Here is a 14,095-nt window from a genome sequence, read left to right as displayed (position 1 = left end):
GGCTACCGGTCTCCTTCCGAGGGGGTGTCGGGTCGGGCCTTCGCGGGGGCGGGTGTCGGGGAGACGATCGGCCCGGAGTCGTCCTCCTCGCCGCCGTCGGTGTCCGGCTCGTCCTCGGCGGTGTCCGGCGTCGGCGCGACGATCGGCCCGGAGTCGTCGCCGTCCCCACCGGTCTCCTGCCCACCGGTCTCCTGCCCACCGGTCGCGCCCCCACCGATCGCGCCGCCGTCGTTCACGTCCTCGGCGACGGCCGCGCCCGGACCGGAGACGGTGGTGCGGTCCCGCCCCGCGCCCGGCACCCGTGCCAGCTCCGGCGACGCCGTGTCGAGCGGCACCGACCAGGACCGTACGAGGCCCAACTGGACGGACTGGCGCGGCAGTACGGCGTCCAGCAGCCAGTCGGCGACGACACGGACACGGTTCCCGGGCAGGGCGGCGAGATGGTAGCCGCGGGTGACCAGGCTCGCCGGAATCCCGGACAGGGGCACGCCCAGCGGATCGGCGGCGGCCTTGACCCCGCCCAGGTCGACGACGAACCCCAGGTCCTTGTGCCGGTAGGGCCGCGCCTCGCCGTCACCGAGCGACGCGGCCACGTTCCGCGCGGCGGTCTTCCCCTGCCGCCAGGCGTGCTGGGCGGTCATCGGCGTGTACTGCCCGGGATTCTCCAGATCGGGTACGGCGGCGGCGTCACCGCAGGCGAACACCTCGGGCCTGCCCGGAAGCTGGAGGGTGGGCTCGACGAGGAGCCGGCCGCGTTCCAGGGGCAGTCCGAGCGACTCGGCGAGCGGATCGGGCCGTACGCCGACGCACCACACGAGGGTGCGGGTGCCGACGAACTCGCCGTCGGTGAGCTGGACTCCGTCGGGTGTGGCCTCCCGCACGGAGGTCTCCGTGCGCACCTCGACGCCCCGCTCGCGCAGCACCCGGTCGGCGGTGCGCGAGAGCCGTTCGCCCAGTTCGGGCAGGATGCGCGGCGCCACGTCGAGGAGCAGCCAGCGGGGCCGCATACCCCGGCGCAGGGGGTGGGCGCGCACCAGGGCGTCGGTGAACAGCCGCCCGTGCGCGGCGACTTCGGTGCCGGTGTATCCGGCGCCGACCACCACGAACGTACAACGCGCCATGCAGTCGTCCGCGTTGTCGGCGGAGGCCGCCAACTCCACCTGTCGGGTGATGTGGTCGCGCAGGTAGAGCGCCTCGGGCAGGCCCCGGAAGCCGTGGGCGTGCTCGGCGACCCCGGGAATGGGCAGCAGCTTGTTGACGCTGCCGGCGGCGAGCACGAGCCGGTCGTAGGCCAGGGCGCCCGCGCCGCCCTCGGGGTCGGTGTAGTGGACGGTGCGTCCGTCGAGGTCGATCCGATCGGCCTCGCCCAGCACCAGCCGCACGTCGCGCAGGGTGCCGGACAGGGAGACGGTGACCCTGCGTGGTTCGAGGATCCCCGCGGCCACCTGGGGCAGCAGCGGCAGGTACAGGAAGTAGTCGGTCGGGTTGAGCAGGGTGATGTCGGCCCGCCCCCTGGCCTCCCGGGCCAGCGTACGAGCCGTCCGGTACCCGGCGAATCCAGCTCCGACGATCACGATTCGGGCTCGCCTCACGGTGCGCCTCCGATCGGGTTCTCCCACGCTCTCGGCGCGGTGGGGTCGTGGCGTGCACGGGTGACGGGGCGGTGCGGAGCCCCGGGGGAATGGCCCGGACCGTCCCGGAGGTCACCGCGTCCCCCTGCCCGGGGCGACCAAACGTCCACCCCGGATCGGGCCACATCGGACGGGCCGAACGGCACTGCCCTGCCGAGGCCGCCGCACCGCTCCGGGCCGCGCGTCGCGTCTCGCGCCTCACGTGCGGTGGCGCGGGCTCGGGTTCTCGGGGTCGATGTCGTCCGTGCGCGGTGCGTGGCCGGGCGGCGGTGTCCGGGTGCCGGGGGCGGTGGGCGGCAGGGGCGGGTACGGCATGCCGAGACCGCCGGGCGGGCCGGCGGGCGGCGTACCGCCGACGACCCGGCCGGAGCCCGCGGGGGTGCCGGGCCGGGCGGCACCGCGCAGGGCGTACGCCACGGCGCCGAGCACCACCGCGGTGATCAGCGCGGCGGCCCAGCCGGGCAGGCCGGTGTCGAGGGCCAGGCCCAGGGCGAGGGCGACGGCCGCGCCCGCGTAGAGGGCCACGGCGCCGGACGCCGCGTACAGCGTCGCCTTGCGCCGCTGCCCGCGGGTCTGCTCGCGCAGCTCGTCGCGGATCGTCTCGCGTGCCACCTGGGCCAGCTCGTCGACGAGGTGCTTGTCGAGGTGCTCCAGATGATCAAGGTGGTCCAGGTGCTCCTTGCGTTCCATGGCGCGGCGGGTACCCACCGGCCCGGGGCCTTAACGTGGCGGCCCGGGGCGGCCCACGGCTGCCCGGGAAGGGGATCGCGTGAAGGGATCACCTCGCCCGGACCGCTCCAACTAGGCTTGCCCGTATGGACATTCTGGGAGCCACACTGCGTGTCTGCGTCGACGATCTGGAGGACTCGGTCGCCTTCTACGAGCGGCTCGCGGGCACCAGCGCGCTGCGTTTCGAACGCGGCGGCGTGGCGGTCGCCGCGGTCGGCTGCTTCCTGCTGATGAGCGGGCCGCGGGCCGAGCTGGAGGTGCTGCGCAAGGTGGCGGCGACGATCGCGGTCACGGACGTCGACGAGGTGCACCGGACGCTCACCGAGCTGGGCGCGGACGTCATCGCCGGCCCCGTGGCCACCCCGGTCGGCCGCAACCTGATCGCCCGGCACCCGGACGGCGCGGTGTACGAGTACGTGGACCGCCGCCAGGCCTGACGGACCCGCTGAAATTCCGTGGGCGCCGCGTCCTCACCGCCGTAGAGTCGGCCGTCCGACGACCGGCGCGAAGGAGCGAATGTGAGCGAGCAGCACACCTACCGGGTGATCGTCCGCGGCACCTGGGACGGGCTCACCGAGGAGGCCCGTGCCCGGCTGCTCGCCGAAGCCGCCGACCACGGTCCGGCCGGCATGCGGTTCACGCCGGAGGGCACGCTGTCGTACGAGCCGTCGCCGCTGAAGCACTTCTCGATGCGCTACGTGGTGGTGTCGGACGCGGCGGACGGCCCGGAGATGGCGGGCGCGCTCGCCGAGGACCGGGCGGAGACGGCCCTGCGGGAGCTGGGCTACGGCTGCACCGGGCTGCGGTCGACCGTCACGGACCTCGACACCATGAAGATCAACCGGAAGTCGCCGTCTCGGCGGTGATCGCCCACCGCTCGTGGTCGCGCCACTCCCCGTCGATGTAGATCATCCTCGGGGAGTAGCCCTCCAGCCGGAAGCCGCAGGAGCGGGCGAGGGCGATGGAGGCGGCGTTCCCGGGCTGCACGTTGATCTCCAGCCGGTGCAGCCGCATCGGTCCGAACGCGTACCCGACCACGAGGCCGAGCGCCTCGCGCATCAGCCCGCGCCCCGCCGCGTGCGCGAACGCGCCGTAGCCGAGGGCGCCGCACTGGAAGCCGCCGTGGACGATGTTGTTGATGTTGACGAACCCGGCGATGGCCCCGTCCCTCGCCCCGCCGCCCTTCTCGCACACCAGGAACCCGGCCTTCGTCGGATCCTCGATCAGCCGGCCGGCGTACGCGTGGTACGTCTCGGGGGTGGCCGGCGGGAACAGCCAGGGGCGGTGCAGCTCCTCGCTCTCGCGGGCCCGGGCGGTGAACTCGTCCCCGTCCGCGTAGGTGAAGTGACGTATGCCCACGCGGGGGCCCTCGGCGAGGTAGCGGGATGCGGTGTGCGGCATTCGGCCACCCTAAAGCGGCAGGCTAGCGGCGGCGCCTCATGAAGTACGCCCCGCACAGCGCGCCGACGAGCGCCGTGGCGAGCAGGGCGGCCCACAGCGGCATGATCACTTCGGGGATCAGCAGTCTGATCTTGGTTTCGTCGGTGTTCTGGAAGATGAAGATCAGGGTGAGGACGGCGAGCACCACCATGGTGATCCGGGCGGGCGTCACTTCCATGCGCCTGCCGCCGTGCTTCCCGCCGCGCTCGGAGGTCTTCGAGGTCTTCGGGCTCATACCCCCAGGGTGTGCCCGCGGCGGCCGTCACGCACGGTGAGAACGGCCCGCGGGTGACGGCTCAGCGCAGCGCGGGCTCGTCGAGCGTGAGCGTCCCCGTCTGCGCGTCCAGCTCGGCACTCACCCCGAAGGGCACGGTCATCGCGCCCTCGCAGTGGCCGAACCCCAGTTCCTCGACGACCGGGACGCCCAGCGCGCCGAGCCGGTCGGCGAACACCGGCCGCAGCTCCTCGTAGGGCCCGCACCGGTCCCACGAGCCGAGCCCGACCCCGGCCACGCCGTCCAGCCAGCCGGTGCGCAGCAGTTGGGTGAGGGCGCGGTCGACGGCGTACGGCGGCTCCGCCACGTCCTCGATCAGGAGCAGCCCGCCGCGCGCGCCGGCGCGGGTGTGGGGGGTGCCGTATCCGGTGGCGAGCAGCGCCAGGCAGCCGCCCAGGGTGACGCCCCGGGCCCGGCCGGGGGCGAGGGCGGTGCCGGAGGAGGTGAGGGTGCGGACCGTCTCCGGGGCGAAGAGGGTGGCCTTCAGGTGGTCCTGGGCACGGGCGTTCTTGACGAGGTCGACGCCGGCGGCGACGGGGCCGTACAGCGTGACCAGGCCGAGGCGGACGGCGAACGCCTCGTGCAGTGTGGTGCTGTCGCTGAAGCCGACGAACACCTTGGGTCCGGCCGCCCGCATCGCGTCCCAGTCGAGCAGGTCGACGACGCGCTGGGCGCCGTAGCCGCCGCGGGCGCAGATCACGGCGTCGACGGACGGGTCGCACCAGGCCCGCTGGAGGTCGGCGGCCCGGTGGGCGTCGGTGCCCGCGAGATAGCCGAGGCCTGCGGCCCGGTCGAGCACATGGGGCGCGGGCACCGGGTCGAGGTCCCAGCCGCGCAGGAGGTCGAGGCCCGCCTGGAGCCGCTCCTCCACCACGGGTCCGCTGGGCGCGACGACGGCGACCCGGGCGCCGGGGGCGAGCCGGGACGGCCGGACCAGGTTCTTCACCGCTTCAGCTCCAGGGTGGGGACACCGGGCGGGCGCAGCCCGAACACCTGAGCGTACAGGGACAGCTCGGCCTCCAGCGCCCGCACCGTCGTCGCCGCCAGCCGGAAGCCGTGCCCCTCCCCTTCGAAGGCGAGGTAGGCGTGCGGTACCCGTCGTCCGGCGAGCCGGGCGAGGAACCGTTCGGCCTGTACGGGCGGGCAGATCACGTCGTCCAGGCCCTGGAGCAGCAGGAACGGCACGGTGATCCGGTCGGCGTGCTCGACGGGGGAGCGCTCCGCGTACCGGGCGGGCACCTCGGCGAGCGGTCCGACGAGCCCGTCGAGGTAGCGCGACTCCAGGTCGTGGGTCTCGCCGCCGGCCCAGCCGGCCAGGTCGAGGACGGGGTAGCTGATGGTGCCGCAGGCGTACACGTCGGTGCCGGTCAGGGACACGGCGGCGGTCCAGCCGCCCGCGCTGCCGCCCCGGATCGCCAGCCGCGGGCGGTCGGCGGTGCCCTCGTCGGCGAGCGCCCGGGCGACGGCCGCGCAGTCCTCGACGTCGACCACCCCCCACTGCTCGCGCAGCCGCTCCCGGTACTCCCGCCCGTACCCGGTGGACCCGCCGTAGTTGACCTCGGCGACGCCGATGCCCCGGGAGGTGAAGTAGGCGATCTCCAGGTCCAGCACGAGCGGCGCCCGGTCGGTGGGCCCGCCGTGCGCCCACACCACGTACGGCGGCAGTTCGTGGCCGGGGGCGGCACAGTCCGGGTTGTGCGGCGGGTAGACGTGGGCGTGGATCTCGCGGCCCTCGGGGCCGGTGAAGGTACGGATCTGCGGTTCCGGGTAGTACGCCGGGTCGACCGCGTCGTCGTGCGCGGCCCCGGTCACCCGGGTCCGGCCGGTGCGCGCGTCCAGCTCCACCACCTCGTGGGCGCTGCGCGGGGAGGCCGCCACCGCGACGACGCGTTCGCCCCGCACGGCGAGCGTGGCGGCGAACTCCGTCCACGGGCCGGCCGCGTCGACCAGTTCGCCGGTCTCCGGGTCGAGGACGCCGAGCGCGGTGGCGCCCCGGCCGTGGACGACGGCGACCCGCCCGTCGGCCAGCGGCGCGAACCACTGGTGGCCGAGCTTCCACAGCGCCCCGCCGAACTCCTCCTCGCGCGGACACACCGGCTCGTGGTCGCGGTACAGGTTCCACCAGCCGCCGCGGTCGCTCACGTACAGCAGGCCGCCGTCCGCCGCCCAGTCGGCCTGCGCGACGGACTCCCGCGGTCCGCCCGCCACCACGTGCGGGCCGCTCAGGGTCCCCTCGGGCGTGACGTCGGCGACGACCACCTCGGTGCCGTCCCACGGCATCCACGGATGGTCCCAGGCCAGCCAGACGGCCCGCCGTCCGTCCGGCGAGAGCCGCGGACCGGTGACGAACCGCCGCCGGTCGTCGCAGAGTTCACGGACGGCCCCGCGGTCCGCCGCCGCCGAGCCGTCCAGCGGTACGGCGGCCAGGACCCGGCGTACGTCGGTGGGCGCGTCGCCGGTGAACTCCTCCAGCACGCACCACACTTCGCCGCCATCCAGGAGCAACTGCGGCTCCACCCAGCGCAGTCCGCCGCCCACCGACGAGACCGGAGTGAGCGGACGCGGCTCGTGCCCGGGTTCGAGGGCGTACAGCCGCTGGTCGGCGAAGTTCACGAACACCACCAGGGGTCCGTCCTCGCGCACGGCTCCCGTCCAGGGCCGGCCGCCGTACTCGACGACCCGGCTGCGGACGTTCCAGGGCGCGGGCAGGACGGACTCCTCGGTGCCGTCCAAGTGCCGGCGCACCAGGGTGCGCCGGCCGCCTTCGGCGGGGCGGGGCACGGTCCACCAGATCTCGTCGCCGACGAAACCGACGTACTCGGGCCGCCCGCCGTGCGCGGCGGCGAGGCCGGCGCCGATGGGTGAGGGCCAGGAACCGTACGGCAGGATGTGCACGTTCTCCCCCGCTCGCCTAGGCCGTGCGCAGGAAGCGGTCGAGGACGCGGACACCGAACCGCAGCGCCTCGACGGGGACGCGTTCGTCGACGCCGTGGAACATCGCCTGGTGGTCGAAGCCCAGGGGCAGCCGCAGCGGCGCGAAGCCGTAGCCTGTGATCCCGAGCCGGGAGAACTGCTTGGCGTCCGTGCCGCCGGACATGCAGTACGGCACCACGTGCCCCTCGGGCGCGAACTCCTCGACGGCGGCGCGCATCCTGGCGTAGATCGGCGTGTCCAGCGGCGCCTGGAGGGCGACTTCGCGGTGGTGGAACTCCCAGTCGACGTCGGGGCCGGTGAGTTCGTCGAGGGTCGCGCGGAACTCGTCCTCGCCGCCCGGGAGATACCGGCCGTCGACGTAGGCCACGGCCTCCCCCGGGATCACATTGATCTTGTAACCGGCGTTCAGCATGGTCGGGTTTGCGCTGTTGCGGACCGTCGCGTCGACGAGGGCGGCGGCCGGGCCGAGCTTCGTCAGCAGGCCGTCCACGTCCGGCGGGCCGTCCGCGCCCGTCAGGTCGGTCTCGATGCCGTACAGCGCGGCGAGTTCGGTGAGCGCGGCACGCACGGTGGGGGTGAGCCGCGGCGGCCACTCGTGTTCGCCGATGCGGGTGACGGCGGCGGCCAGCCGGGTCACCGCGTTGTCCCGGTTGACCTTGGAGCCGTGCCCGGCGCGGCCGCGCGCGGTGAGCTTCAGCCAGGCGGTGCCGCGCTCCCCGGCCGCGATCGGGTAGATCTCGTGCCCGGCGCCGTCGTGGAAGGTGAACGCGCCGGACTCGCCGATCGCCTCCGTGCAGCCCTCGAAGAGCCCGGCGTGCCGGTCGGCGAGGAACCCGGAGCCGTCCTCGGCGCTGGCCTCCTCGTCGGCGGTGAAGGCGAGCACGAGGTCGCGGCGCGGCCGTACGCCCTGGCGGGCCCAGGCGCGCACCACCGCCAGGATCATCGCGTCCATGTTCTTCATGTCGACCGCGCCGCGCCCCCACACCACGTCGTCGCGGACCTCCCCGGAGAAGGGGTGCACGCTCCAGTCGGCGGCCTCGGCGGGGACGACGTCCAAGTGGCCGTGGACGAGCAGCGCGTCGGCGGTGGGGTCGGTGCCCTCGATCCGGGCGACGACGTTGGTCCGCCCCGGGGTGCGTTCGAGGAGCGTCGGCTCCACCCCGGCGTCGGCCAGCAGCGCGGCCGCGTACTCGGCGGCCGGCCGCTCGCGGCAGTCGCCGGCGCCGCGGTTGGTGGTGTCGATGCGGATGAGGTCGGAGGTGAAGCGGACGACCTCGTCGCTCGCCTGTGGGTCAGCCATGGTGCTCCTCAGCCATACTGCTCCTCGATCGCCGCGGAGGCGATCGTGGTCACCGCCTTGAAGGTGCGGATGCCCTCGTACATCGTGCCGCTGGTGTAGGCGATCCTGCGTTCGCCGGCCCGGGTCACGCCGGGGACGACGGTGACGGCCCGCGCGAGGTGCTCGGCGTCGAACTCCACCGCGACGGTGTACGGTCCGCCGCGCACGGGTTCCCGGCGGACGGCCAGCGCGGCGGCCTCCTTCGCGGCGGCCCGGATGTCGGCGGCGGTACGGGCCGGCGTACGGCACACGGCCGCGTACCGCGAGACATGGTCCTTGACGGCGACCTTCAGCGCCTCGGGCGCGTAGCCGAGGGCGTCCTCGCAGGCCACGTCGTCGCCGGTGACGAGGACGACCGGGACGCCGTATTCGGCGACGACATGCGCGTTGAGCAGGCCCTCGCTGGCCCGTACATCGTTCAGCCAGACGCCGGTGATGGAGTTGGCGAGGTAGGTGTGGGCGAGGACGCCCTCCATGCCGGCGCCGGCGTGGTAGCCGACGAAGGCGATGCCGTCGACGTCGCCGTGCTGCACGCCCTCGACCATGGAGAGGTCCTTGTGCTTGCCGGTGAGCATCTGCGCCCGCTCGTCGAGCCGTTCGAGGAGCAGGTTGCGCATGGTCCAGTGGGCCTCGTTGATCAGCACCTCGTCGGCGCCGCCGTCGAGGAAGCCGAGGACGGCCGCGTCGACGTCCGAGGTGAACATCGCCCGGCAGCGCTCCCACTGCGGTGTCCCGGGCAGCACGTCGGCGGGCCAGGTGACGCCGGTGGCGCCCTCCATGTCCGCGCTGATGAGGATCTTCATGCCCGGGCTCCGTCCTGATCGGGTCCAGGAGGCCCCCGAGCTTAGCGGGCCGTGCCCGGATTGCCCGGGGTGCGACTCCGCTCGTGGCTGAGCTGTTTCACCTGACGGAGGGTCAGCGCTCGGGGACGCGGTGCCGCCCCCCGCCCGTGAAGGCCCTCGACCACCCCACCACCACCCTCCTGAATACCCCTGGGGGTATCTGTTACGGTGGAGGACAGATACCACGGGGGGTAATTTCTCAGCGAGGGAGAGCGCCATGTTCTTTGCCGACGTCCTGGAGACCGAGGGGCTGGGCAACCGCAGCCATCTGGCGGGCGGCGCCCGGTCGGCGGTGGTCGTGGACCCACCGCGCGACATCGACCGGGTGATCGCCGCGGCGGCCCGGCGCGGGGTGCGGATCGTCGCGGTCGCCGAGACCCATGTGCACAACGACTACGTGACCGGCGGCCTGGAGCTGGCCCGGCTGACCGGGGCCCGCTATCTGGTGCCGGCCGGCGCCGAGGTGGCGTACGCGCGCGTGCCGGTCGCCGACGGGGACGTCGAGCCGGTCGACGAGGACCTGGTGCTGCGGGCGGTGGCCACACCGGGGCACACCCCGCACCACACCGCGTACGTGCTGGAGGAGTCCGGCCGGCCTGTGGCCGCCTTCACCGGCGGCTCGCTGCTGATCGGCAGCGTGGGCCGCCCCGACCTGGTCGAACCCCGGCTGACCGAACGGCTGGCCCGGGCGCAGCACGCCTCCGTGCACCGGCTCGCGGACGGCCTGGACGACGACGTCGCCGTACTGCCCACGCACGGCTTCGGCAGCTTCTGCTCCTCGTCGCGGGCCGAGGGCGAGCACAGCACGATCGGCGCGGAGAAGGCGTCCAACCCGGTGCTGGTGCAGGACGTGGACACGTTCGTGAAGGAGCTGCTGGCCGGGCTGGACGACGTCCCCGCGTACTACGCGCACATGGGCCCGGCCAACGCCGGCGGCCCCGCCCCGGTCGACCTGACCCCGCCCCGGCGCGCCGACGCGGCCGAGATCGTCCGCCGGCTGGCCGCCGGTGAGTGGGTGGTGGACCTGCGCAGCCGGACGGCGTTCGCCGACGGGCATGTGGCCGGGTCGTTCAACTTCGAGGTCGACGGGCAGCTCGCGACCTACCTGGCCTGGCTGATCCCGTGGGGCAGGCCGGTGACGCTGCTCGCCGGGAGCGCCGCGGACGTCGCCCGCGCCCAGCGTGAACTGGCCCGGGTCGGCATCGACCGTCCGGCCGCCGCGGCCGTCGGCTCCCCCGCCGACTGGCTCGCCGGCGGGGCCCGGCCGGCGTCCTTCCCCCGGTCCACGTTCGCCGGCCTGGCCGCCACCCTCGCGCGCCGCGAGGACGTGGTCGTCCTCGACGTCCGACGGGACGGCGAGCGGGCGGGCGGCTGGATCGAGGGCAGCACACACATCCCGGTCCACCAGCTCCACCGGCGGCTGGCCGAGGTGCCGGCGGGCACGGTGTGGGTGCACTGCGCGGGCGGGATGCGCGCGGCCATCGCCGCGTCCCTGCTCGACGCCGCCGGCCGGTCGGTGGTCGCCGTCGACGACGGCTACGCCGCGGCGGCCGAGGCCGGCCTCCCCCTCGTCGCCCCCGCCTCCCGCGGCTGACCGCGCACGCACCCCAGGACCGACGAACACCGAGGAACACCTACGATGCCGCACTCCCGCGTCACACCCGCCCGGGCCCACGAGCTCCTGCGCAGCGGTACGGCCGTCCTGCTGGACGTCCGCGAGCCGGACGAGTTCCGGGCCGGGCACGCGCCCGGCGCCGTGCACCTGCCACTGGCCGCGCTCGCCGACGGCACCGCGAGCGTCCCCGCCGGCCGGGACCTCGTACTGATCTGCCGCTCCGGCAACCGTTCCCGGCGGGCCGCCGCCCTGCTCGCCGAGCGGGGCGTGGCCTCGGCCGACGTGACCGGCGGCATGCGCGGCTGGGCGGCCGAGGGGCTGCCCGTGGAGAACGCGCGCGGGGCCGCCGGGACCGTCGTATGAGCGCGCTGGTCCTGGCGCTGCTCGCCGGCGGTCTGGTCGGGCTGGCCCTGGGCGCGCTGGGGGCGGGCGGCAGCATCCTGACCGTGCCGGCCCTGATCTACCTGCTCGGCTTCGACCCGGCGGCGGCCACCACCGGCGCCCTGGTCATCGTGATCGTCACCTCGGTCACCGCGCTGCTCGCCCACGCCCGGGCGGGGGCGGTGCGCTGGCGGGCCGGTCTGCTGTTCGCGGCGGCCGGCGTGCTCCCCGCCGCCACGGCCGGCGTCCTGTCCGCCCGGATCCCCCAGGGCGCGCTGACCGTGATGTTCGCGGCGCTGGCCGCTCTGGCCGCCGCCCGGATGCTCCGCCGCCGCGCCCCGCGCGGGGACGGCCGGGTCTCGGGGGTGCGTGCGCTGGGCGCCGGGGCCGGGCTGGGCGCGGTGACCGGATTCCTCGGGGTCGGCGGCGGCTTCCTCGCCGTACCGGCGCTGGTCGGGGTGCTGGCCGTGCCGATGGACGCGGCGGTGGGCACGAGCCTGCTGGTGATCGTCGCCAACGCGCTGGTGGCCCTGGGCGCCCGGGCGTACACGGCCGTGGACCTGGACTGGGCGCTGATCCTGCCGTTCCTGGCGACCGCCGTCCTCGGGGCGTGGGACGGCAGGCGGCTGGCCGCGAAGGTGTCCGCCGCGACCCTCCAGCGCGTCTTCGGCGCGGTGCTGCTGACGGTCGCGGCGGGGATGGGGCTCACGGCCGTCCTGTGAACGGCCGAACGGCCCTCGCACCCCAGCCCTCACACCCCAGCCCTCACGCCCCGGCCTCGCACGCGGGCCGGCGCCGGTCAGGCCAGCGACAGGAAGAGCTTCTCCAGCCGGGCCCGCATCTGCGCGGAGTCCCGGACCTCCGGGTCCTCACTGGTCATGCACTGTTCCAGCCCGGTCGCGATGATCGAGAAGCCGGCCCGGTCCAGAGCCCGGGAGACCGCGGCGAGCTGGGTGACCACGTCCTCGCAGTCCCGCCCCTCCTCGATCATCCGGATCACTCCCGCGAGCTGCCCCTGGGCACGCCGCAGCCGGTTGAGCGCCGACTTCAGCTCCTCGGCCGACATGTCGAGTTGCACGATTCCTCCTCCTATACCCCCACGGGTATCCTACCCGTGCGGGACAACACCCCACCGAGAGGTTCTGTTCCGTGACCCGTCCCATGGCCGTCCCGGCCCGTGTCACCCCCGCCGAGGCGAGCGCCCGGTTCGCCGAGTTCACCGTGGTCGACGTCCGCACGCCCGGCGAGTACGCCGGCGGCCGGCTGCCCGGCGCCCACAACGTCCCGCTGGACCGGCTCGACGAGGCCGCGCCCGCGCTGACGGCGGCCGCCGCCCGCGGGCCGCTGCTGATCGTCTGCGCCTCCGGGGCCCGCTCCGCCCAGGGCTGCGAGCGACTGGCGGCGTTGGGCGTCGAGGCGGCGACCCTGGAGGGCGGCACCAGCGGCTGGGCTTCGGCCGGCCACCCCGTGGAGCGCCCGGCCGGATCGCGGCCGCGCTGGCCGATGGACCGTCAGGTCCGTCTGGTCGCCGGCTCCCTGGTCCTGACCGGCTTCGTCGCGGGGCTCGCCTGGCCGCCCGCGCACTGGCTGTCCGGGCTGATCGGCGCGGGCCTGGCCTTCTCCGGCGCGACCAACAGCTGCGGCATGGCCGCGCTGCTCGCCAGGCTGCCGTACAACCGGCCGCCGAAGGACGCCCGTTCCTTCGAGGAGACGCTGGCGCGGCTGACCGCCTGAGGGCTGCGCGCGCCACCGGCCCCGTGTTCTGATCTTGTGGGCGCGACCGCACCACAGCGACCACCGCAGCGACGAACGGGGACCAGTCATGATCACGCACACGCTGCCGCCGGAGCGGTTCGAGGCGGACCGGCAGCGTCTGCGGGCGGTCGCCTACCGCATGCTCGGCTCGTCGGCCGAGGCCGAGGACGCGGTGCAGGAGACCTGGCTGCGGGCGGCCGGGGCCGACATCGGCGCTGTGGAGAACCTCGGCGGCTGGCTGACCACGGTGCTGGGCCGGGTGTGCCTGAACATGCTGCGCGCCCGCCGGACCCGTCCCGAGGTACCGCTCGACGCGCAGGCCGACGAGCCCTCGGTGGCGGGCGGGGACCCCGAGGAGGAGGCGCTGCTGGCGGACTCCGTCGGGGTGGCCCTGCTGGTCGTCCTGGACACCCTCTCCCCGGCCGAGCGGCTGGCGTTCGTGCTGCACGACCTGTTCGCCGTGCCGTTCGACGACATCGCCCCGCTGGTCGAGCGGACACCGGCGGCGACCCGGCAGCTGGCCAGCCGGGCCCGCCGCCGGGTACGCGGCGGTCCGGCGCCCGAGGCCCCGGCGGCCGGACCGGACCGGGCCCGGCAGCGGGCGGCCGTCGGCGCGTTCCTGGCGGCCACGCGCGGCGGTGACTTCGAGGCGCTGCTGGCGCTGCTGCACCCGGACGTCGTGCTCACCGCCGACCGGTTCGTGGTGCCGACGCCGGGGCCCGTCACGGTCACCGGTGCCCGGCCCGTCGCCGAGGGGGCGATGGCGGCGACCGGCCGGGCCCGGTTCACCGGTCTCGCCCTGCTCGACGGCCGGATCGGCCTGGCGATGGCGCCCCACGGCCGACTGCGGCTGGTGCTGCTCTTCACGGTCACGGAGGGCGGGATCACCGCGATCGACGTGGTGGCGGACCGGGCACGGCTGGCGGGACTGGAGGTGGCGGCGGTGCCCGACGGGCCGACGGCCGGCGGGTGACAGACGGCCGAGGGGCGGTGGGTGACAGACGGCCGAGGGCCGGCATGCGACAGACTGCCAACGGCCGGTGGGTGACAGACGACCGAGGGCCGGCATGCGACAGACTGCCAACGGCCGGTGGGTGACAGACGACCGAGGGCCGGCATGCGACAGACTGCCAACGGCCGGTGGGTGACAGAACG

At 74.9% G+C, this 14,095-nt stretch carries 16 protein-coding genes; 7 read left to right on the top strand and 9 right to left on the bottom strand.

Annotation, left to right across the window (positions count from 1 at the left end; translation table 11 throughout):
• Nucleotides 1-2: 2 nt before the first annotated feature.
• The gene (locus ACZ6D7_RS07240; protein ID WP_469484823.1) at nt 3-1,592 is read right to left on the bottom strand and encodes an NAD(P)/FAD-dependent oxidoreductase; all 1,590 of its coding nucleotides are present in this window, start codon (nt 1,590-1,592) and stop codon (nt 3-5) included.
• Between the two features lie 237 nt (nt 1,593-1,829).
• Nucleotides 1,830-2,303, bottom strand: a complete 474-nt coding sequence (locus ACZ6D7_RS07235) for a phage holin family protein (protein WP_469485989.1) — start codon at nt 2,301-2,303, stop codon at nt 1,830-1,832.
• Nucleotides 2,304-2,446: 143 nt separating this feature from the next.
• Here ACZ6D7_RS07235 and ACZ6D7_RS07230 point away from each other — a divergent pair, with 143 nt between their 5' ends.
• On the top strand, nt 2,447-2,797 hold the full coding sequence (locus tag ACZ6D7_RS07230) for a VOC family protein (RefSeq protein ID WP_469484820.1): 351 nt from the start codon (nt 2,447-2,449) through the stop codon (nt 2,795-2,797).
• A gap of 81 nt (nt 2,798-2,878) precedes the next feature.
• Nucleotides 2,879-3,226, top strand: coding sequence for a DUF6204 family protein (locus ACZ6D7_RS07225; protein ID WP_469484818.1), 348 nt, complete (start codon nt 2,879-2,881; stop codon nt 3,224-3,226).
• On the opposite strand, the gene ACZ6D7_RS07220 is transcribed toward ACZ6D7_RS07225, so the two are convergent.
• From ACZ6D7_RS07220 to ACZ6D7_RS07195, 6 genes are all read right to left on the bottom strand, one after another.
• Nucleotides 3,198-3,761, bottom strand: a complete 564-nt coding sequence (locus ACZ6D7_RS07220) for a GNAT family N-acetyltransferase (protein ID WP_469484814.1) — start codon at nt 3,759-3,761, stop codon at nt 3,198-3,200. The two genes, ACZ6D7_RS07225 and ACZ6D7_RS07220, sit on opposite strands and share 29 nt — an antisense overlap.
• Before the next feature lie 22 nt (nt 3,762-3,783).
• Nucleotides 3,784-4,035 (bottom strand): DUF1049 domain-containing protein, encoded by a 252-nt coding sequence (locus ACZ6D7_RS07215; protein ID WP_469484812.1) that lies wholly within the window; start codon nt 4,033-4,035, stop codon nt 3,784-3,786.
• 61 nt (nt 4,036-4,096) lie between these two features.
• A complete protein-coding gene (locus ACZ6D7_RS07210; protein ID WP_469484809.1) occupies nt 4,097-5,020 on the bottom strand; it encodes a S66 peptidase family protein in 924 nt (307 codons plus the stop codon).
• Nucleotides 5,017-6,969: a S9 family peptidase gene (locus tag ACZ6D7_RS07205; protein ID WP_469484806.1), complete on the bottom strand. Its 1,953-nt coding sequence runs from the start codon at nt 6,967-6,969 to the stop codon at nt 5,017-5,019. The genes ACZ6D7_RS07210 and ACZ6D7_RS07205 overlap by 4 nt, the downstream gene beginning before the upstream one ends.
• A gap of 16 nt (nt 6,970-6,985) precedes the next feature.
• Complete coding sequence (locus ACZ6D7_RS07200) at nt 6,986-8,308, bottom strand: M20/M25/M40 family metallo-hydrolase (protein WP_469484803.1); 1,323 nt, start codon at nt 8,306-8,308, stop codon at nt 6,986-6,988.
• 8 nt (nt 8,309-8,316) lie between these two features.
• On the bottom strand, nt 8,317-9,150 hold the full coding sequence (locus tag ACZ6D7_RS07195; protein ID WP_469484800.1) for a M55 family metallopeptidase: 834 nt from the start codon (nt 9,148-9,150) through the stop codon (nt 8,317-8,319).
• Between the two features lie 256 nt (nt 9,151-9,406).
• Between ACZ6D7_RS07195 and ACZ6D7_RS07190 the strand changes: the two genes are divergently transcribed.
• The 3 genes from ACZ6D7_RS07190 to ACZ6D7_RS07180 are packed head-to-tail and all read left to right on the top strand — an operon-like array spanning nt 9,407 to nt 11,907.
• Entirely contained in the window at nt 9,407-10,783 is a 1,377-nt protein-coding gene (locus tag ACZ6D7_RS07190) for an MBL fold metallo-hydrolase (protein ID WP_469484797.1), read from the top strand.
• 45 nt (nt 10,784-10,828) lie between these two features.
• Nucleotides 10,829-11,167 carry a rhodanese-like domain-containing protein gene (locus ACZ6D7_RS07185; RefSeq protein WP_469484794.1) on the top strand — a complete coding sequence of 113 codons (339 nt, stop codon included), beginning with the start codon at nt 10,829-10,831 and terminating at the stop codon, nt 11,165-11,167.
• Complete coding sequence (locus tag ACZ6D7_RS07180; RefSeq protein ID WP_469484789.1) at nt 11,164-11,907, top strand: sulfite exporter TauE/SafE family protein; 744 nt, start codon at nt 11,164-11,166, stop codon at nt 11,905-11,907. The genes ACZ6D7_RS07185 and ACZ6D7_RS07180 overlap by 4 nt, the downstream gene beginning before the upstream one ends.
• Nucleotides 11,908-11,984: 77 nt before the next feature.
• On the opposite strand, the gene ACZ6D7_RS07175 is transcribed toward ACZ6D7_RS07180, so the two are convergent.
• Nucleotides 11,985-12,263 (bottom strand): metal-sensitive transcriptional regulator, encoded by a 279-nt coding sequence (locus ACZ6D7_RS07175; RefSeq protein ID WP_030789151.1) that lies wholly within the window; start codon nt 12,261-12,263, stop codon nt 11,985-11,987.
• Between the two features lie 83 nt (nt 12,264-12,346).
• On the opposite strand from ACZ6D7_RS07175, the gene ACZ6D7_RS07170 reads away from it, so the two are divergent.
• Both ACZ6D7_RS07170 and ACZ6D7_RS07165 read left to right on the top strand, forming a co-directional pair.
• On the top strand, nt 12,347-12,919 hold the full coding sequence (locus ACZ6D7_RS07170) for a rhodanese-like domain-containing protein (protein ID WP_469485987.1): 573 nt from the start codon (nt 12,347-12,349) through the stop codon (nt 12,917-12,919).
• A gap of 88 nt (nt 12,920-13,007) precedes the next feature.
• Nucleotides 13,008-13,913, top strand: a complete 906-nt coding sequence (locus ACZ6D7_RS07165; protein ID WP_469484783.1) for a sigma-70 family RNA polymerase sigma factor — start codon at nt 13,008-13,010, stop codon at nt 13,911-13,913.
• Nucleotides 13,914-14,095 lie beyond the last annotated feature (182 nt).

This window comes from Streptomyces sp. NPDC041784, from assembly GCF_055591025.1.
Note: the sequence above shows the minus strand (reverse complement) of the source record. Positions and strands in the feature narration are given on the sequence as shown.